Annotated in this window: 21 protein-coding genes; 10 read left to right on the top strand and 11 right to left on the bottom strand. The window is 49.2% G+C overall.

Annotated elements, in window-relative coordinates; genetic code table 11:
- The first annotated feature begins 3 nt into the window (after positions 1 to 3).
- The 4 genes from ACN0T0_RS14810 to ACN0T0_RS14795 all read left to right on the top strand — a co-directional run bounded on the left by ACN0T0_RS14810 (position 4) and on the right by ACN0T0_RS14795 (position 2777).
- Positions 4 to 561: a tetratricopeptide repeat protein gene (locus ACN0T0_RS14810; protein WP_417227403.1), complete on the top strand. Its 558-nt coding sequence runs from the start codon at positions 4 to 6 to the stop codon at positions 559 to 561.
- A 30-nt stretch (positions 562 to 591) separates the two neighbouring features.
- Positions 592 to 1494: a hypothetical protein gene (locus tag ACN0T0_RS14805; RefSeq protein WP_417227401.1), complete on the top strand. Its 903-nt coding sequence runs from the start codon at positions 592 to 594 to the stop codon at positions 1492 to 1494.
- The gene (locus tag ACN0T0_RS14800) at positions 1495 to 2016 is read left to right on the top strand and encodes a nitric oxide reductase activation protein NorD (protein WP_417227399.1); all 522 of its coding nucleotides are present in this window, start codon (positions 1495 to 1497) and stop codon (positions 2014 to 2016) included. It abuts the gene before it with no gap.
- 77 nt (positions 2017 to 2093) lie between these two features.
- Positions 2094 to 2777: a Crp/Fnr family transcriptional regulator gene (locus ACN0T0_RS14795; RefSeq protein WP_417227398.1), complete on the top strand. Its 684-nt coding sequence runs from the start codon at positions 2094 to 2096 to the stop codon at positions 2775 to 2777.
- A 77-nt stretch (positions 2778 to 2854) separates the two neighbouring features.
- Here ACN0T0_RS14795 and ACN0T0_RS14790 read toward each other — a convergent pair whose 3' ends face one another.
- The 10 genes from ACN0T0_RS14790 to ACN0T0_RS14745 all read right to left on the bottom strand — a co-directional run bounded on the left by ACN0T0_RS14790 (position 2855) and on the right by ACN0T0_RS14745 (position 13272).
- A complete protein-coding gene (locus ACN0T0_RS14790) occupies positions 2855 to 3064 on the bottom strand; it encodes a cold-shock protein (protein WP_417227396.1) in 210 nt (69 codons plus the stop codon).
- A gap of 263 nt (positions 3065 to 3327) precedes the next feature.
- The gene (locus ACN0T0_RS14785; RefSeq protein ID WP_417227394.1) at positions 3328 to 4512 is read right to left on the bottom strand and encodes a hypothetical protein; all 1185 of its coding nucleotides are present in this window, start codon (positions 4510 to 4512) and stop codon (positions 3328 to 3330) included.
- Positions 4509 to 5099: a hypothetical protein gene (locus tag ACN0T0_RS14780; protein WP_417227392.1), complete on the bottom strand. Its 591-nt coding sequence runs from the start codon at positions 5097 to 5099 to the stop codon at positions 4509 to 4511. The genes ACN0T0_RS14785 and ACN0T0_RS14780 overlap by 4 nt, the downstream gene beginning before the upstream one ends.
- Before the next feature lie 263 nt (positions 5100 to 5362).
- Positions 5363 to 6259 (bottom strand): delta-class carbonic anhydrase, encoded by an 897-nt coding sequence (locus ACN0T0_RS14775; protein WP_417227390.1) that lies wholly within the window; start codon positions 6257 to 6259, stop codon positions 5363 to 5365.
- Positions 6260 to 6631: 372 nt separating this feature from the next.
- Positions 6632 to 7600, bottom strand: coding sequence for a diguanylate cyclase (locus ACN0T0_RS14770; RefSeq protein WP_417227388.1), 969 nt, complete (start codon positions 7598 to 7600; stop codon positions 6632 to 6634).
- Positions 7597 to 8574: a response regulator gene (locus ACN0T0_RS14765; RefSeq protein WP_417227386.1), complete on the bottom strand. Its 978-nt coding sequence runs from the start codon at positions 8572 to 8574 to the stop codon at positions 7597 to 7599. The genes ACN0T0_RS14770 and ACN0T0_RS14765 overlap by 4 nt, the downstream gene beginning before the upstream one ends.
- Before the next feature lie 336 nt (positions 8575 to 8910).
- Positions 8911 to 9543, bottom strand: a complete 633-nt coding sequence (locus tag ACN0T0_RS14760) for a hypothetical protein (protein WP_417227384.1) — start codon at positions 9541 to 9543, stop codon at positions 8911 to 8913.
- A 3-nt stretch (positions 9544 to 9546) separates the two neighbouring features.
- A complete protein-coding gene (gene hemL, locus ACN0T0_RS14755; RefSeq protein ID WP_417227382.1) occupies positions 9547 to 10836 on the bottom strand; it encodes a glutamate-1-semialdehyde 2,1-aminomutase in 1290 nt (429 codons plus the stop codon).
- Positions 10837 to 10847: 11 nt separating this feature from the next.
- Positions 10848 to 11498 carry a thiamine phosphate synthase gene (gene thiE / locus ACN0T0_RS14750; protein WP_417227380.1) on the bottom strand — a complete coding sequence of 217 codons (651 nt, stop codon included), beginning with the start codon at positions 11496 to 11498 and terminating at the stop codon, positions 10848 to 10850.
- A gap of 28 nt (positions 11499 to 11526) precedes the next feature.
- Positions 11527 to 13272: a chloride channel protein gene (locus ACN0T0_RS14745; protein ID WP_417227378.1), complete on the bottom strand. Its 1746-nt coding sequence runs from the start codon at positions 13270 to 13272 to the stop codon at positions 11527 to 11529.
- Between the two features lie 182 nt (positions 13273 to 13454).
- Between ACN0T0_RS14745 and argC the strand changes: the two genes are divergently transcribed.
- Together argC and erpA are read left to right on the top strand one after the other, a co-directional pair.
- A complete protein-coding gene (gene argC, locus ACN0T0_RS14740; RefSeq protein ID WP_417227376.1) occupies positions 13455 to 14486 on the top strand; it encodes an N-acetyl-gamma-glutamyl-phosphate reductase in 1032 nt (343 codons plus the stop codon).
- A gap of 84 nt (positions 14487 to 14570) precedes the next feature.
- Entirely contained in the window at positions 14571 to 14921 is a 351-nt protein-coding gene (gene erpA / locus ACN0T0_RS14735) for an iron-sulfur cluster insertion protein ErpA (protein ID WP_126159688.1), read from the top strand.
- 193 nt (positions 14922 to 15114) lie between these two features.
- Here the strand turns inward: erpA and ACN0T0_RS14730 are convergent, their stop codons facing one another.
- Positions 15115 to 15315: a hypothetical protein gene (locus ACN0T0_RS14730; protein WP_417227373.1), complete on the bottom strand. Its 201-nt coding sequence runs from the start codon at positions 15313 to 15315 to the stop codon at positions 15115 to 15117.
- Positions 15316 to 15444: 129 nt separating this feature from the next.
- On the opposite strand from ACN0T0_RS14730, the gene ACN0T0_RS14725 reads away from it, so the two are divergent.
- The 4 genes from ACN0T0_RS14725 to ACN0T0_RS14710 all read left to right on the top strand — a co-directional run bounded on the left by ACN0T0_RS14725 (position 15445) and on the right by ACN0T0_RS14710 (position 17787).
- Positions 15445 to 15828 carry a hemerythrin domain-containing protein gene (locus ACN0T0_RS14725; RefSeq protein ID WP_417227371.1) on the top strand — a complete coding sequence of 128 codons (384 nt, stop codon included), beginning with the start codon at positions 15445 to 15447 and terminating at the stop codon, positions 15826 to 15828.
- Between the two features lie 83 nt (positions 15829 to 15911).
- Positions 15912 to 17117 carry an NO-inducible flavohemoprotein gene (gene hmpA / locus ACN0T0_RS14720; RefSeq protein WP_417227369.1) on the top strand — a complete coding sequence of 402 codons (1206 nt, stop codon included), beginning with the start codon at positions 15912 to 15914 and terminating at the stop codon, positions 17115 to 17117.
- Entirely contained in the window at positions 17117 to 17251 is a 135-nt protein-coding gene (locus ACN0T0_RS14715) for a hypothetical protein (protein ID WP_417227367.1), read from the top strand. The genes hmpA and ACN0T0_RS14715 overlap by 1 nt, the downstream gene beginning before the upstream one ends.
- A gap of 107 nt (positions 17252 to 17358) precedes the next feature.
- Complete coding sequence (locus ACN0T0_RS14710; protein WP_417227365.1) at positions 17359 to 17787, top strand: Rrf2 family transcriptional regulator; 429 nt, start codon at positions 17359 to 17361, stop codon at positions 17785 to 17787.
- The last annotated feature ends 7 nt before the right edge of the window (positions 17788 to 17794 follow it).

Genomic DNA, 17794 nt, shown 5'->3' with positions numbered 1-17794 from the left:
TAGATGAAAAATATGAGATTTACAGGTCTTGGACTGCTTTTAACGGTGTTGTTGACCGGCTGTGTTGGTGGCGGTAATGCGAATATTAACCCGATCGTTGAAGATCGATCAGACGCAGGAAAAGATGTGTTGGTGGATCAGAGTACTGGTGCTCAGACCGCCGTGGCGACGCCGGTGGATACGAGCCAAGGGTTTACCGTGGTAACTCGCCCGGTTGTTGCGCCTACGCCGGTATCGAATAGTAATCCCGCCGTGCTGGCCTTACTCGACGGTGCTCAGCAGCAGCAAAAGCAAGGTGAATATCGGACGGCTCAAAGCAGTCTTGAGCGTGCTCAACGTATCGCGCCGCGTGATCCACAGGTCTACTTTCAGTTAGCAGATCTGCGCCGCCAACAGGGGCAGTATCTGCAAGCGGAACAGTTGGCGCTAAAAGGGCTGACATTGGCTCGAGGCCAGGCATCACAGGAACGAAAATTTTGGGTTCTGATCGCAGATATCCGCAGTGAGGGTGGTGATCATAAGGGCGCGGCTGATGCGCGGGCGAAAGCGAATACGTACTGATCGTGTTTAAATCTTGATCCTTTTTCTCTCTTGAACAAGCCCATAAATGGCATCATTGCTGTTTATGGGGTTGTGGTTAATCGATTATCCCTGCCGCTGTACAGCGTTGTGTCGCTGGATGAAACTTGCCTCTATCTGCCCGCACAACTGAGTGTGTTTGCTGAACCACCTTTAAACCGCACGCTGTATTTTTGGTTGGCAGCCTTTGCGTGCACTGCTGTACCAATCGAGACGCATCGCAACCTCAATTGGCTGGTGGATAACCAGCAACGCACTTTGCATACGTTGCGACAGTTTCGCGGTTTGCAGCAATCCTATCAGCGGTTGGTAGAGGCTTTTATCGCATTGCGACCGGTGCCAACGAGCCTTAAAGCGGATGCGGCGGCGCAGGAACGGGCGATTCAGCAGGCGTTACAGCTACCGGGCTCTGTTAGTCGATTGCCCGAGGCAAAATATGATCCAACCCCTGTGCCGCTCTGGTTGCATCCCAATCCGCCTCATAGTCAGGGTTTAGCCATCGTTGGGGAGGGGCAGGCGCGTCAGTCATCCGATGGACAAACTCGTCAATTACAGCAGCGGCGATTTCAGGCTGAACGGGTGGAAACGCCCGAAGAGGTGGGCACTACGTTGGGGGTGCGTCACGAAGCGGATCTTTTCTCGTTTGCTGAATTTTGCAAAATGGATCGCAGCACCGAGGAGGGCGACCTCGACGCAGCAGAAAGCATTGCCAACGATATCGACAACATGTTGGTGTCTCAAGATAATAGTACGGTGGCTAATCGGATTAAATTTGATTTAGACCTGCCCTCCGCTCAAGAGGATGATATTCCCTTGAGTGATGGTGTACTTTATCCGGAATGGGATTATAAGAGAAACTGGATGTTGGCGGACTTGTCGCTGTCGACCGATGCTTGGGCGAATGATGATAATTAGGTGATCGATGTGATTCGGGATGCGGTGCATCTGTTTGCCGAATGCTTAGCAGCCAGCGGTGATTCGTTTGCTATTCATGGCTTTTCTTCTCGCCGGCGTGAGCATGTGCGTTTTAACTGTATTAAGGGTTTTAACGAAACCTATAGTGCTCGCGTGCGGGGCCGAATCGACGATATTAGTCCCGGCTTTTATACCCGGATGGGGGCGGCGATTCGCCACGCGACTGAACTGCTCAGTGAGCAGCCGTCAGAGAAGAAGCTGCTGCTCTTATTAACTGACGGTAAGCCAAATGATCTGGACTGCTATGAAGGACGTCATGGCGTAGAAGACACCCGTAAAGCGATCATGGAGGCGCGAAACCGGGGGTTGATACCTTTCTTTATTACTATCGATGAAAAGGCCAGTCAGTATTTGCCATACTTGTTTGGCCGCCATGGGTATGCTTTTATCCGCCTGGTTGAGCAGTTGCCAAGGCGATTGCCACAACTGTACTTGACCCTGAGGGGGAAATTACTCGGCTGAATCGGGGTGATCAGATTGGCGCTTTGATGAGTGCGGGTTATGATGTGCTACTAATTGATCTAACGGATGGCAGGATAATGTCAGAGTCGAAATTACAGGTGACGTTGCGAGAGCATTTTCTTTTTTCCGCATTGCCGGAAGGCGAGCGTGAAGTGCTTCACCAACGGTGTCGTGTGGTTGAGCTTAAAAATGATGAAACGTTATTTCATCAAGGTGATTTGGCAGCTAGTTTTTATGTTGTCTTGAAGGGCAGTATCAATCTGTTTCGCGTATCACCCGATGGGCAAACCAAAGTGATCGAGGTGATTAAAACCGGTGGTGCTTTTGCCGAAGCGCTGATGTTTATGGATCAGGTGCGCTACCCGCTGAATGCTATCGCGATGGGGGTCTGTGAGATCATGGTGATCCCCAATAAGCTGTATAAAGACATTTTGCTGGCCGCGCCAGAGAGTGCGTTAAAGGTGATGGGCAGTATGGCGGTGAAGCTGCATCGACGTATCACCGAGATTGAAACCCTAACTTTACAGAATACCCGTCACCGGTTGGGTAATTACATGTTTGGCTTAGCACCAGACGCTTCTGAATTGCAGTGTACATTACAGCTGCCGATGGCTAAGCAGTTGATCGCATCGCAACTGGGTATGCAGCCGGAAACGTTTTCCCGCTTGATGAAAGAGATGAAGACGCAAGGTTTGATTGATGTAAAGGGAGCGGATGTGGTGGTGCATGACCTGCAGGGGTTGCGTGAATTTGGTCATTGAGTTTGCAGTGGTCAGCGTTAGAATACAAAAAAGGGCAAACCCGTTAAGGTTTGCCCTTTTTTACTAGCTGCTATTGATTAGATAGCAACGATGTTTTCTGCTTGTGGGCCTTTCTGGCCGTTGGTTACAACGAATTCAACACGCTGACCTTCAGTCAGCGTTTTGAAGCCATCGCTAACGATTGCGCTGAAGTGAGCGAAAACATCTGGACCAGATTCTTGTTCAATAAAACCGAAACCTTTAGTTTCGTTGAACCATTTAACTGTACCGGTAGTTGTATTAGACATAATAGTATTATCCTGAGATTTATATAAGAGTAGTGCCTTTAATAGGCTTTATGGCATCAAAATATAGACTGAGACTTAGAAACTGCAGGACGTGGTGTTACGAATAAAACAACGAAATGTAGGATGTAAATATGAGAATTCTTTCTAGCTGCCGATTACTATATAGAGGCGACTGGCGGTTGTCTATAGATATATGTTTTTATTTTTAACGCGCGGAGATGTGTCTGTTTATTGTGCCGCACGTTAAACCTTTGCGGGGTTCGCTAAATGCGTTGTTTTAACTTGATTGCGATAGCGCCAATGCCGAGGAATGCAATCCCAATCAGTACCAGGGTGGCTGGCCAACCGATGGCATTGGCAAAATGCTGTTCTGAGAAATAGACAATAAAGCCGAGCATTGCAACCACCGTGGTTAATAACAGTATCCGGCTTTGCAGCGCTACGCAGACATAAAGTCCCATCGCTGCTATGGCTAGATAGACAAGTTCGATAGCGGTGTTCTGCAATAAATCGAACAGACCGCTATACGCCATTATCGAACCAAACAAATACCCCAGCACGATTAAGCGCTGATAGCGTCCTGACCGCTGCATACCGTAGGCGGTGAATATAATACATAGGCCAATAACGAGGCTGGCCCAGTTAATGGAGGTTAACATCATGACGCGCTCAAATAGGCCACCGTTGAGCCAGCATGTACCGATTAGTAGTGCGGGTTCTGCTAGCACTCGATGGGATGTCTTTTCCAACGCGCTGCCGATGAGGAAAATGGAAGTCCCTAAAACGATGGCAATATAGTCGCTAGGCACCTCGAGTAGATCCAGGCTGAGACTTAAAAAGCCATAGCTGAAAAAGAGTCCAGTGAATAACATAGAGGTAGGGCGATATTTAAAAAATACCCCCCACTGGTGTAGTACCATCAGGGCGAACACGGATAGTGCTGCGACCTGCTCGTTATCGCCTAAAGGGTAGAGTTCATGAATCAGCACAAACCAGCCACCGGTCATCATGGTCGCCGCAGCAAGCGTCAGTGGTAGAACAAACCGGGGAAGCGTTGCTTTATGCAGTGCCAAGAGCAACATCATTAATAGGCTATAACCGACCCCAAGAGTCGTTAGAATCCGCATCGTTGTGCCAATGCTGTCCCAGAACATACCAATGTAGGTGCTAATGCCCGCAAGGATAAAAATTCCGCCTAGGTAGGCGAGTAGTGTGCGCAGGATATCCCCTCGACTGCGGTTGTCGAGGATGCTGTTAGCGGGTGTTTGCAGGGCGGTATCGATCTCATTGAGACTGATGTCGTAGCGTTCGATCAGTTGGGTTATCTGATGAACTGCGCTGGCTTTATCGGTGATGTTGGTAATACCGAGCATGCCGGCCAGTATTGGCCACCAGATCGCACCGCCGAGCAGCAGAATGATGATGAGAAATACTAGAAAGGCGATCATGGTGAAACAATCCAGCCGATAAAGTGAGTACTGCCTCGGTAGTATTGTTGGGCAATGTCGGGCAGCGCTATGGTACGTCCGCTTTTGTTCAGGGTCGCGCTATGGCGATAACCTGAGCTGTAGAATAGGCCGGCGAATACATTGCCTGATGTTTGTTGATTGAGGCTGAAAACATAGCCGTCCGGGGCAATGTTGGTGGAATCGACAATCAGGCCGTGCAGGTCGGGGATATCGATTAGGCTTGCTGAGTTAGCCGTCGTAGGTGTTTTGTCCTTATCGCTAGGAGCAGGCGGCAGTTGGTAGGCAATCTCCTGTATCGCACCGGTTTTTGCAAAATAGCGCCACAGTCTAGGTGTGAGGTGGTGATGCTGGCTGCCGAGATCTGTCAATTGCACTGAGCGATTAACCACGGCAAGCTGGAGGCGGCTCTGCTGGCGGTCGTACTCTGTGGCAAACAATAGGTCGTATTGGGGTGGCGCAACCAGCAGTGTGGGGAGCCCAGACAACAATAGAAAGAGGGTTACAAGCAGTAACGGGAGCCCAAGGCCAAAGGCGATGGTGGGGTTGTCACGTAGAAAGCTCTTCATGCGGGGTGTCCCGTTTATGCTGCTGGCGATATCACTATTATAGGTAGTATATCAGCACAATCGCTTAGGGTATCGCGAGTGGCCAGCGTTTGCTTTGTGCTTATGACGAAGAGGGGTTGTCGGGAATGGGAGGAGAGATAAAATAAAAGCGACTAGGACTATCATCGGAGCGCTATTGAGTTTGCTATTTGGTTTGACGCCCTCGGCGGAAAGGTTGTCTTCGGCCGAGGGGGTATTAGCGTTGTTTGAAGCGCGCTAATAATTTACTGGCTGATAGTGGAAATAAGAGCCGGGTTGGTGACTAGATTTCTTACACCATGGGCGTGGTCTTCATTAAAGACATTGCCTTCGCACCATTGACCAACCGTATCAATATTGACTTTAGCGACTTTAGGTCTAACGCTCCAAGTAACTTGGAATGGTGAACCTTCTTCATTATAACCTGGGCCTGTTGTTGATCCCGCATATTGAACCGGTGTGCCGGTATTAGTTGGGATGTTCATGGCTTGGTTTAAGTTTTGTTTTCTTGCGTATAGGGCCAGGTCGGCGAAATCGAGAGCGCTTTGGTCATTGACCAGTACATAGACTTGGGTTTCTACCCGCAACTGAGGGTTTTTAATCGCATCATTCAGGCATGAACCTAAGGTTGGGCCTGGATTTACTTTAGCAGTGGAGTGCACATAGTGAACTTCGATGGTATCACCGGCGCTTAATGCTCCGTGCTTGCTCGGGCAGATATCATGTCCGACTGGCTTTAGTTCGGCGGCACTGAGGGTGCCTGAGTATTTATAGCCGCTTTGGTAACCATGGCCGTCACCGTTGCCTGCATACTGGGTAAATTCGCCACCTTTATGTTCAGCATTCTTATGAAAATGGATATTACACAGGTTCATCTCTGTTGCGGGAGGGGCCGCGCTAAAGGTGCGAGGATTTTTGCCGGCTACGGCATCAATATCGCGAGGTGATTGAGGGCCAAACCCTTTTCCCGCCGTATTTTCTGCAAGCTTAGCCCGCTGTTCAGCGACAACGCTGTCAGAAACCGCTGCATGATGAGCCGAGGCGTGGGAGTCAGCATGAGTGTCATGGTTGCTCTCTTTAGCACCCGCATGCATGGGTAGTAAAGCGGCGGCGACTAAGATGGTTACTAATTTTATTTTCATTTTTATAATCCCTAATTTAATAGCTGACCAGTTGTTTGGTGTAAGGCTCTGATCCATTGTTTAAAGCGAGTGCTGAAACATGGCAGAGGGTAGCATACTCATTGATTGTATTTGTTAGTTATTTGGTCGATATGAAGATGAAGTTTTTTATATTAAGTCGCTTTAAAAGTGAATAATAAGGCGATTTAACACATTAAAATGACGTTTTTAATCAGTAAAAAATACTATTTATTAAGGATGTGGCTGATGTTGACCGTAGATCATTTGATAACGGTGATTTAAGTTTGATGTTCTTAACTCGTGTTGAGTTGCAACACCCTAGAGGTTATCTAGGGTTATCTAGGGTTATCTGTTTTTTCAGCGAGGGGGTGGTTATTGGCTATCATTGAAAAGCGTGACGCGATTTCGTCCACTTTGCTTCGATTGATATAGCGCTTTATCGGCTTCTTCTAGCCACTCTACTTCGCTGCCCTGATCGAGCGTGATTTCAGAGATTCCAAGGCTGATAGTCACCGATAGTTTATGTTCGCCGTATGGCATTACTTTAGCTTCAACAGCCGCGCGCAACCTGTCCGCAAACGCCACCGCATTGGCGCCATTGGTGCCCGCGAGAATAACGCCGTACTCTTCACCGCCATAACGACCAGTAAAGTCGGTTTTACGGGCCTGTTGCTGAATGATGTCGGCAATCGTCTGAATAACAATATCGCCGGCCTGATGGCCATAGGTATCGTTAACTTTTTTAAAGTGATCGATATCCAGTAAAATGAGTGACGAGGGTTCTTGTAAGCGACCAAAGCGGGCAAACTCTTTCTCAAGACATTCCTGCCAATAGGCGCGGTTATATAGCCCTGTTAGTCCATCGACCCTGCTTAATGACTTTAAGCGCGTATTGGCGGCCTGTAGCTCCTGTTGCGCGACGGTATTATCCGTGACGTCGTAGATCAGAATACCGATATGGTCGATCTGGCCTGTGGGTGAGCTTAATGGGGTTAGGGTGATGTTTTGGTACATAAACGGCGCGATGCCAGTGATTGGGCGGTGACTCTTAAACTGGAACAGAAAGGGTTTTTGTTCCCATGAAATATAGGCGGTGTTGCTTAACAGTAAAACCCCCTCTATCTTTTTGCTTAACCAAGGCTTAGGTAGTTCGGGAAACAGGGTAAAAAGATTTTTGCTTGCCGCTTGGCTTGCCGATATGCCTGAATGGTTTTCCATAAAGTCATTCCATAGGCAGATATGGTTATTCTTATCGACAACAATGAGGCCAACTTCAAAGTTTTGTAATAGCCCCATAATCCAATGAATATCATCGATATCCTGATGAGCTGTTTCATTCATGAGAAATATTTCGCCATTTCTTTTAGTTTCGGCAATGAGTCTTCAGTAAATATAACCAGCAATTCACAATGAAAATTATGTAATTCTAATTGGTAATCAATTGCGATCATTAAGGTCTTTTGCCACTGAGTATTTTGTTCGGGTAATGCAGAGAAATTGCGTAGTATGATCGGCGTTGCTCTGCTTAATGTGATATCTAGCTGTTTGGAGAAACCTGAAATAAAGGCACCGATAAGAGCATTTGACAGGGTCATTTGCAGCTCAGCCTCAAGGTGATCAGCCTTGCCTTGCATATTCATTAGCTGTGCAATGGTGTCTAAATTGCCCTGTTTGATCAGTAATAATGCTTCGCCGGCGAGGTTGGGCCCGACAAATCCTTGGCTAACCAGATCGAAATCACTGCTGGCTGCGCTGAGCAAAATCATTTCGATTTCCGCAGGTGACACAAGGCTCACTTTGGGGATGGGCAGGTCGATAAATGTATCGAGCAATCGGGCGAGTTGATCGCCCGCCTGTCCCATGGCGATATTGGAAATCTCTTGGTAATAGTCGGGTAACTCCAGAATTTCCCCACTATCCGGCTGACTTTCTGGTATTTCGAGCTCGGTGAGTAATCCGTATTGATTCAGTACTTCTGCAATTAGGTCGGATGAGCAAGGTTTTTTAATAAAGGCTAAAGCCCCTTGTGCCATCACCCGCCTGTGGGCTTCCGGCTGAATATCACCCGAAACGACGATCACCATAGTAGGGAGATCTTCGCTGCGAATCGATTCGAGTACTTGATAGCCATCCATAACCGGCATATTAAGGTCGAGAAAAAGGATATCGCCCCGGCCTGCACGGATGGCATCTAAGGCCTCTTGGCCATGCTCTGCAAAAGTAATGTCCACATTCCAGTGACGAAGCGTAGAGGCTATTTGCTTGCGAGCAAGGCGGGAGTCATCACAAACCACGACGGGAACGGCTGAATTCAATTAGTTTTCCTTTCGGTTGTGAGCATCGACGAGAGAGGCTACGAGATTAATAGATACTCAGGTAGAAAACAATCTCACTCAAGAACGGCGACGCAAGGTTGTTGTTGCTAGCGGGCCTGTTTTTTCTAGACTCTAGCATGCTGGCTATTGAATCCGTATGTCAGATAGGCTTTTCGCACACTTATTATTCAATATAGAACAGGATTGTAGTGTTCGCCGATAAAGCTAGCAGAAGAGACCAACACGAGACGCGTTTATGTTCATAGCGCCTCGTGCGGACAAAATCAGACACCTTGTTTACTGCGAGTTATTTAAACCAGTCAGTAAATCTAGTGGTTAGGCTTTGTGATGAAACAGAACCGTTTGCTTAATTGCGATAGCGGTAAGTGGTAGCGCGCCTGCTAGTAGTAGCGGGTAGATCACGTTGCTATCGAAAGAAGGGTTTGGAAGCAGCATCCCCGGGCCTGCCAGTAAAAGTGCTGCCGCCATGTTGATTGTGGCCAACAGATTGGCACCCCGTAGGCTTTTTGAGAGGGGGGCCAGTGCGGCCACTAACATGCCGGCAGAGACTGCTATGGCAACTACCTGCATGTACAGTTCACCGTGCTCCATTCGTCGCAATAGCTCAAACAGGGCAAACAGCCCGATGAGCCAACGTCCCCATGCGGGGCGCTGCCAGTGGCGGTTGTAAGCACTCACCCAGAGGGCGCTAGCAATAAACGGCAGAGCGACAAAGTAGGCTAGGTTGCTTAATAGTCGCTGTAGCGTGGCGATATCGGTTCCGGCAAAACTATCGGACTGACTGATCAACTCCGATAGCGACCAGATGCCAAAAAATACCGCACTTAATGCCGCGGCCTGTAGGGTCGCTTTAGGCGCATCGCTTAGGGACTGTGCGTGGCGTTGTAATTGCAACGCTGCGAACAGAGCACTGACTAACAGTGCTCCGTATGCCAGACTGCTCAGCATGGTTTATTCCGCTGCCAATTTAGCAAACACTCGGCCTGCCGCTTCGATGGTGGCGTTAATGTCCTCTTCGGTATGAGCCTGAGACATAAAGCCTGCTTCAAATGCCGATGGTGCTAAGTAGATACCTTCATCTAGCATACCGTGGAAGAAGCGGCCAAATTTTTCGGCATCGCATTTCATCACCTCAGCGAAGCAGGTGACCTGCTCTTGATCGGTAAAAAACAGACCAAACATACCGCCCACCTGAGTGGTGGTAAATGGTACGCCGTGGCGCAATGCCATTGCCTCAAACCCTTGCGTCAGGAGTTCAGTTTTAGCGCTGAGCTTTTCATGAAAACCCTCTTCCTGAAGTGCATTCAGCATTGCCAACCCTGCAGCCATGGCCAGTGGGTTACCCGACAGTGTACCTGCTTGATAAACCGGTCCGAGTGGCGAGATGTATTCCATGATTTCACGTTTACCACCGAAGGCACCGACCGGCAGACCGCCGCCAATCACTTTACCCATAGTGGTGAGGTCTGGGGTAACGCCATAGTAACCTTGAGCACCGGTCAGTGAGACTCGGAAACCGGTCATCACCTCATCAATAATTAAGACGGCGCCATATTCATCACAGACTTCGCGAAGTCCTTGTAAGAAGCCCGGCAGCGGTGGTATGCAGTTCATATTGCCGGCAACGGGTTCAACGATAATACAGGCGATCTCATTACCCGCTTCCGCAAATGCTTGGCGGACATTATCGATATCGTTGTAGGTTAGGGTAATGGTGTGCTCTGCTAGGCTGGCGGGTACGCCTGGAGAGCTTGGCTCACCTAAGGTCAGCATGCCAGAACCCGCTTTTACTAAGAGTGAATCGGAGTGGCCGTGGTAGCAGCCTTCAAACTTAACAATTTTGTCTCGGCCAGTATAACCACGGGCTAGACGAATCGCACTCATGGTCGCTTCAGTACCAGAGCTGACCATTCGCACTAAGTCCATGCCGGGCATGATCTCACAGACTTTATCGGCCATCTCGATCTCAATGGCGGTGGGCGCGCCAAAACCGAGACCGGAGTCCATAACTTTGCGTACAGCATTCATCACAGTAGGGTGTGAGTGACCGAGAATCATCGGGCCCCATGAGCCAACATAGTCAATGTAGCGCTTATCATCTTCGTCGAACATATACGCCGCTTCACCCCGTTTAAAAAAGATTGGCGTGCCACCCACACCTTTAAACGCGCGTACCGGTGAATTGACACCGCCTGGGATATGGGCCTGAGCGGCTTGAAATAAAGACTCTGAACGGGACATGTTGGACTCTCTTAATTCGTGTCGTGAGCGGAGCAGTTGAACAGGGCGTTAAACTGTCCGGCCTGGGCGCAAATATCATCGTTGGCAAACAGATTATGGATGACGGCGATCATATCGGCCCCGGCGGAAATTACCTGATCTGCATTATCCATATTAATGCCGCCAATCGCTACCACCGGAACGGGTAGTGTTGCTTTGGCTTCCCCGATCAGGCTAAGGGGAGCATGGGTGGCATTGGGCTTGGTGCTTGAGGGAAATACCGCGCCAAAGGCAACATAATCTGCCGTTTGTTGGCAGGCGGTGTGTGCTAGCGCCAGTGAATTATGACAGGTATTGCCGATGATGGCTGAAGGCCCAAGCGCCGCGCGTGCTTGACGGATATTGCCATCACTTTGGCCGAGGTGCACACCGCTGGCCCCGCTGGCTTTCGCGAGCACAACGTCATCATTAATGAGAATAGGGCGGCGATATTGATGGCAAAGGTCAACCAGTGCCAAGGCCTGTTGTAAACGCAGCGGTTGGTCGGTTGATTTGTCTCGGTATTGAATGATTTGGGCCCCGCCGCGCAAGGCTTGTTCCACCTGTAATAGCAGACTATCGGTGTTGGGCATCAAGGTACTATCGGTAATGGCGTATAGACCGTGTAATGGAAACTCTGTCATCGGATTCACTTAGGGGCTTTGTTATTGTTTATTGATCGATTTTTTGGGTATAAAAATACTCGACCTGCTCTCGAGTGAGAATACCGGTAATCTCTTTACTGTAGTTTTGTATCCATAGAGCATCGACCCGTTGCTGATTCATCCGGTCGAGGGCCTCTTTGAGAGTCGCATTGATACCGATTACGGCAATATCTTTACGCACACCGGGCACTTCGGTCAGTTTAAGTTCTAACGTGGGATCAAAAACCTTCTGTTCGCTTTCTTGATCGATAAACTGTTTCAGGCTGATGGGAAGTAAAATATAGCAAGGTAACCCTTTGCTATCTTCGAGAACTAACCATTCAGGTTGACGCGCTAACACCTGCAAGGCGGATTCACAGTTAACAATAAAGTCGCAACGGATAAAGTTGCTATTCATCACGCTGGTGACGCCCTGACGGGACAGTGCTTGGGTCAGTGGCTCTGGGCGATAATCCAGTCCTTGGGCGTTGAGCAGGTTAAGAAAAATAGAGGGCTGTTTAAAGAAAAAGCGCACCGTGGTGCTGGCCACCACAATTGCGATCATGCCGGGAAAGATAATATTGGGGTTCGCGGTCAGTTCTAATAGAGCAATCAATGCCGCCAGTGGTGCATTCAGTACAGCCCCCATCATCGCACCCATGCCCAGCATGGCGTAGAAGCCTACACCGGAGTGATTGGTGCCGGTGATATAGGCCACCAGTAAGGCAAAGGTGGCCCCGGTGACAGCGCCGATATACAGGGTTGGGCCGATTAAGCCGCCGGGCACTCCTAAGCCGAGCACCACCGGGGTGAGTAATCCTTTAGCGATCAGCAGGCCTGCGAGTAGGGCCAGTCCCATATTCCCCTGCAGTACCTCTGACAGGGTGTCATAACCAAGCCCCATCACCTGTGGATAAACGGTGGCGACCATGCCGGTTAGCAGTCCGGCTATTAATAGCTTCACACCAAGAGGCCAGGTAACCGACTTTTGTGTCTTCAGCATAATGCTGATAAATGCCGCGGCGACGAGGGCGCATAACACCCCAAGCAAAATAACCAGTGGTAGCTCGGCGATGGATTGAATTTGTAAGGCCGGAATGGTGAAGGCTGATTCATCGCCGTAGACAAAGCGTAGTAGTAAGGCGGCGGTGACCGATGCCACAAGCACCGGGGTAAAGCCGATCACCGTATATTCCATCAAAATCACTTCCATCGAGAAGATGACGCCCGCGAGTGGGGTATTGAAGGCGGCGGAAATAGCGGCGGCCACACCACAGCCGACTAAGATGCGTAGCGAGTTATTGGGCAGCCGCAATACCTGTCCGACGAGACTGCCGCAAGCCGCCCCCAGATGAACGGCGGGTCCTTCACGACCGACGGAATGACCGGTTAATAAAGCGATCGCCCCGCCAAAAAACTGCACTAACATATTTTTTGCCGGCAGATTACCTTGGTGATAGCTGAGTCGCTCCATGACATGAAGCACACCGACCTTACGGGTGGCGGGTAATAGCCGCCAAAACATCAATGCGAGAATGACTGTGCCGATGATGGGCAGCAGCACCCGCGTCCATAGCGGTAGTGCTTCGAAGTTTTCACTGTGGCCGTCCGGCAGCGAAGCTTCAAGCGGCAAGTCGATCAGTAGACGAAAGGCCAGAATGACTAACCCAGATGCTAACCCAGAAATAATGCCGAGGAGTACTAGCTGTGGCAGAGCTTCGACATGGGCCAGTCGATTACGAAAGTGTGTGAATGAGAGTGAGTCTTTGAACATCTGGAGCGCATCAGCCTTTATTGCACATGGATTGCGGGGGTTATGGTGCGTATGCGACGACCTTATGGCGACAGACAGTGCTTTCAGTGGCTATTTTAGTCGCATGCAATAGTAATGCCCCTCAAGGGTTTGTATCATACGCAGACTGAATAGAAAACCGTAGAACCAATTGAGAGGTCAAAGTGATCAAAGTAGGTATCGTAGGCGGCACCGGTTATACCGGCGTAGAGCTGCTAAGACTGTTGGCAAATCATCCTGAAGTATCGGTTGAGGTCATTACTTCCCGATCTGAGGAAGGTATGCGAATCGACGATATGTATCCCAACTTGCGTGGTCACTACGATCTGCAGTTCACGGTACCCGATGTAGACAGGCTAGCGCAGTGTGATGCGGTGTTCTTTGCCACGCCGCATGGTGTGGCAATGAAAATGGCGCCTGAACTGGTTGAACGGGGTGTACGGGTGATCGATCTTGGAGCGGATTTCCGGATTAAAGACCTCGAACTCTGGTCTAAATGGTATGGCATGGAGCACACCAGCCCAGAACTGGCGGCGCAAGCGGTCTATGGTCTACCGGAAGTTAACCGAGCAGCGATTAAAGACGCTCGGATGCTTGCTTGTCCGGGCTGTTATCCGACAGCGACTCAACTGGGTTTTCTGCCGCTGGTGGAAAATGGCCTGATCGATCACCGTCGTCTCATTGCTGATGTTAAGTCCGGTGTTAGTGGAGCAGGCCGTGGGGCTAATGTCGGCTCGCTGTTGTGTGAAAGCAGCGAAAGCATGAAAGCCTATGGCGTAGCGGGTCATCGTCATCTACCTGAAGTTAAGCAGGGTCTGAGTGAAGCTGCTGGCCGTCCGGTTGGGTTGACCTTTGTGCCGCATCTGACGCCGATGATTCGGGGTATTCATGCCACACTTTATGGGATTTTGAAAGATCCAGTGGATGGCTTACAAGCGCTGTTTGAAGAACGTTATGCCAATGAGCCGTTTGTTGATGTGATGCCTGCTGGCAGTCATCCAGAAACCCGCAGTGTTAAAGGCGCGAATGTTTGTCGTATCAGTGTCTTCCGCCCTCAGAATGATGACACCGTAGTGGTGCTGTCGGTGATCGATAATTTGGTCAAAGGGGCGGCGGGTCAGGCGATCCAAAATATGAATATTATGTTTGGTTTCGATGAAGCCGAAGGGTTGCGTCATACCGGTATGATGCCGTAACCGGGATTTTCTATACTTGACTAAATTACTCGGTTAAATAGATAATAGATGCCTGAATAGGTAAACACGAGTGAGTGAGCAGATATGACAGAGATGACTGACCAGCAGCCGGACATGGTTTTTTCCGATTCCGCAGCGGCGAAGGTAAGAAGTCTGATCGAAGAAGAGCAGAACGATAACCTTAAACTACGGGTATTTATTACCGGTGGTGGTTGCGCGGGCTTCTCTTATGGCTTCACTTTTGATGAGGCGGTTGCTGATGATGACACCGCGATTGAAAATGATGGTGTCACGATGCTGATTGACCCGATGAGCTACCAGTATCTGGTGGGTTCGGTGGTGGACTATAAAGAGGGTCTGCAGGGCTCTCAGTTTGTGATCAATAACCCCAATGCGACAACCACCTGTGGTTGCGGCTCCTCTTTCTCGATCTGACCATAACCTAACGCTCTAACAAGTAAGCGTTAGATAGCCCCGTAAAGTTTATTTACTTTGGTAAATAGTGCTTTACGGGGTTTTTGTTTTTCTGACCCGTCAGAATTTACCCGTTGCTGCTTGGGTAGCGGGTGAAGTATGAACTTTCCCCATGACTCTTTATAACGCTTGGCGTCGCTCTCTTCTCAAGTGATTAACTCAATACATGGGAGATATAGACCTTAGCCGTTAAGCCAAACAGGGTTAGGCCTGTGAGTAAGCCGAGAAAAATAGCTCGCCCCTCCCGATTGGCGCCCGCTTTAAGCGAAATATGCCAGACGCTCCAGAGCTTAAGCACGATCATTACCATAACCGCAACAAAGACGTAGATTTCGCTAGTTGACCAAATAACCATGATGACGCTCACTTTTAATATTCATTTGACATGCATGTTATTAGTAAATAATATTCATATCAAATGAATATTTAAATATTATGCTAGCCGCAACCGAGTAGTGAGTTGCGGCTAGCAAGGAGCAGTTAGGTGAATAGGTCGGAGATTCTTAAACCCTTGAGTCGGGAACACCATACGGCGCTGGTGCATGTGAAGCGGATATTGGCACGCGCAACCGATGGCGCCGAAGCTGTTGTGGACTATTGGCAGCAGGTGGGTGATCAATTTCAGGCAGAGCTTGCCGCGCATTTTCATGAAGAAGAACAGTTGGTTGATGGTATACAAGACCCGTTATTACTGCGTTTCCGTGAGGAGCATCGGCAGCTTAGAGCGTTGATGGCAGCACCCGATGCCGAAAACCTTCAGGCGTTTGCTCTGCTGTTAAAAGCTCATATCCGTTTTGAAGAGCGGGAATTTTTCCCCTGTTTAGAAGTGAGTCACTACGATCGATTGCAACATAACCACACTCACTGATGCGGTTTCACATGTTTAAAAACTAAAAACTAAAAACTAAAAACTAACCATTTAATCGTTCTATGTAATAACGAAGGGTGAATATGAAAACTGAGACAATATCGGTCGTAAAAGCCACCGTACCTGCTATTCAGGCCTCTGGAGAGGCGATCACGCAGTACTTTTATCGCCTACTCTTTGCAGAACATCCTGAGCTACAACATGTTTTTAATATGGCGAGTCAAGCGAGTGGGCGGCAGCAGTCTACACTGGCAGCGGCTATTCTGGGATATGCCGCCCATATTGATAACTTGAGTGCGCTTGGCGGCACAGTTGAGAAAATTGCCGCGAAGCATTTCAGTCTTGATATCACCCCAGCACAATATGACATTGTTGGCCGTAATCTACTGCGAGCGATTCGTGAGGTACTAGGCGCTGAAGTGGCGACTGATATGGTGTTGACCGCTTGGGCTGAAGCCTATCAGAAGCTCGCGAATATTCTGATTGGTCGCGAAGAACAGTTGTATGCCGAGGCAAAGGCTGAGGGCTGGAACGGTTTTAAAGCGTTTAAGGTTGACCGTATTGTCGATGAGAGTGATGAGATTCGATCTTTTTATCTGCGCCCTCTCGATGGTAAACCCTTGCCTGAGTATCGTCCTGGACAGTTCGTGAGTGTCAAAATAGCGAGTCCAGATTGGCAATATGAAGAGATTCGCCAGTACAGCCTTTCTGATTGCCCCCGCGCCGAGGGTTATCGGATTTCGGTGAAGCGTGAACCCGCAGCACGGGCGGATGTGCCAGCAGGCCGGGTATCAAATCATCTACATGAAAACCTGAAGCTAGGCGGTCAGTTGGCGGTACATATGCCCGGTGGTGATTTCTTTTTAAAACACACTGACCGCCCAGTGGTGTTGATTAGCGGTGGGGTGGGTGTTACGCCTATGCTAAGTATGTTGAACGATCTGTTATTGAAAAATGACAGCCGAGACATCGTTTGGTTACAGGGAGCCCACAATCGTCAGTCCCATGCATTTGCGCAGCATATCGGTTGCCTGAAACGCGATTATCCCAAACTGACAGCGGTCACTTTCTATGACGATCCGTCGGCTGCCAAACAGGGCTGTGATTATGACCATCAAGGCTATATCACCAGTGAATGGCTGGCGCATTACTGCCCTGCTGATGCGGAGTTCTATTTCTGCGGCCCATTGGCGTTTATGCGCGCGATCTACCGTCAGTTGAAAGGGTTAGGGGTTGATGACGCACAGTTAAATTCTGAGGTCTTTGGCCCGAGTGAAAGTTTGGACTGATGTTGATAAAGCTGATTGATAAGAGCGCCACGGTGGCCGGTGTTATGTCGCTGTACTTTTGTGCCAGCCCCAATCAGTTAAGCCTGTGGGTGAGTCGTTATCCGCAGGCAGCGGCCGTTGGCAACGGGGTGTAATCTGTTGTTACTGGGTTTATAGGGACGGCGGCTATTGTGTCGCAATTAAACGGGGTATAGTTATCGAGCCCCGTTTTATTAACCTTTTCATCTGTCTTGGAGTGTCCATGAGACTTACGGCTTTCACTGATTTTGGCTTACGCACACTGATGTATCTTGCCTGCTTAAAAGATGATCAGTTGAGTAGTGTGGCTGAGGTTTCGGGAGTCTACCGTGTGTCTCAGAGCCATATGGTTAAAGTGATCGGCCAATTAGCTAAATCGGGCTATGTGCAAACGATTCGTGGCAAAAATGGTGGTATTCGGTTGGCTGTGAAGCCTGAATTGATCAATATCGGGGATGTGATTGAGCAGCTAGAAAACCATCTTGATGGTGTTGATTGTGCCACTACCGCCTGTCAGCTAGTGCCCTGTTGCGAGTTGAAAAATGCCCTGATGGAAGGGATGCAGGCATATCTCGATACGATGCGAAAATATACCTTAGCGGATTTAATAGTCAATAAACGCCAGTTAATTCCGTTAATGACCGCTGTCTAAAACTACG

This window comes from Amphritea sp., from assembly GCF_048266285.1.
In the GTDB taxonomy this organism is placed as follows: domain Bacteria; phylum Pseudomonadota; class Gammaproteobacteria; order Pseudomonadales; family Balneatricaceae; genus Amphritea.
Note: the sequence above shows the minus strand (reverse complement) of the source record. Positions and strands in the feature narration are given on the sequence as shown.

Coding starts and splice junctions, on each gene's coding strand:
- ACN0T0_RS14810 (WP_417227403.1), top strand. CDS start 4: ATGAAAAATATGAGATTTACAGGTCTTGGACTGCTTTTAACGGTGTTG.
- ACN0T0_RS14795 (WP_417227398.1), top strand. CDS start 2,094: ATGTCAGAGTCGAAATTACAGGTGACGTTGCGAGAGCATTTTCTTTTT.
- ACN0T0_RS14790 (WP_417227396.1), bottom strand. CDS start 3,064: ATGTCTAATACAACTACCGGTACAGTTAAATGGTTCAACGAAACTAAA.
- ACN0T0_RS14785 (WP_417227394.1), bottom strand. CDS start 4,512: ATGATCGCCTTTCTAGTATTTCTCATCATCATTCTGCTGCTCGGCGGT.
- ACN0T0_RS14780 (WP_417227392.1), bottom strand. CDS start 5,099: ATGAAGAGCTTTCTACGTGACAACCCCACCATCGCCTTTGGCCTTGGG.
- ACN0T0_RS14775 (WP_417227390.1), bottom strand. CDS start 6,259: ATGAAAATAAAATTAGTAACCATCTTAGTCGCCGCCGCTTTACTACCC.
- ACN0T0_RS14770 (WP_417227388.1), bottom strand. CDS start 7,600: ATGAATGAAACAGCTCATCAGGATATCGATGATATTCATTGGATTATG.
- ACN0T0_RS14760 (WP_417227384.1), bottom strand. CDS start 9,543: ATGCTGAGCAGTCTGGCATACGGAGCACTGTTAGTCAGTGCTCTGTTC.
- hemL (WP_417227382.1), bottom strand. CDS start 10,836: ATGTCCCGTTCAGAGTCTTTATTTCAAGCCGCTCAGGCCCATATCCCA.
- thiE (WP_417227380.1), bottom strand. CDS start 11,498: ATGACAGAGTTTCCATTACACGGTCTATACGCCATTACCGATAGTACC.
- ACN0T0_RS14745 (WP_417227378.1), bottom strand. CDS start 13,272: ATGTTCAAAGACTCACTCTCATTCACACACTTTCGTAATCGACTGGCC.
- erpA (WP_126159688.1), top strand. CDS start 14,571: ATGACAGAGATGACTGACCAGCAGCCGGACATGGTTTTTTCCGATTCC.
- ACN0T0_RS14730 (WP_417227373.1), bottom strand. CDS start 15,315: ATGGTTATTTGGTCAACTAGCGAAATCTACGTCTTTGTTGCGGTTATG.
- hmpA (WP_417227369.1), top strand. CDS start 15,912: ATGAAAACTGAGACAATATCGGTCGTAAAAGCCACCGTACCTGCTATT.
- ACN0T0_RS14715 (WP_417227367.1), top strand. CDS start 17,117: ATGTTGATAAAGCTGATTGATAAGAGCGCCACGGTGGCCGGTGTTATG.
- ACN0T0_RS14710 (WP_417227365.1), top strand. CDS start 17,359: ATGAGACTTACGGCTTTCACTGATTTTGGCTTACGCACACTGATGTAT.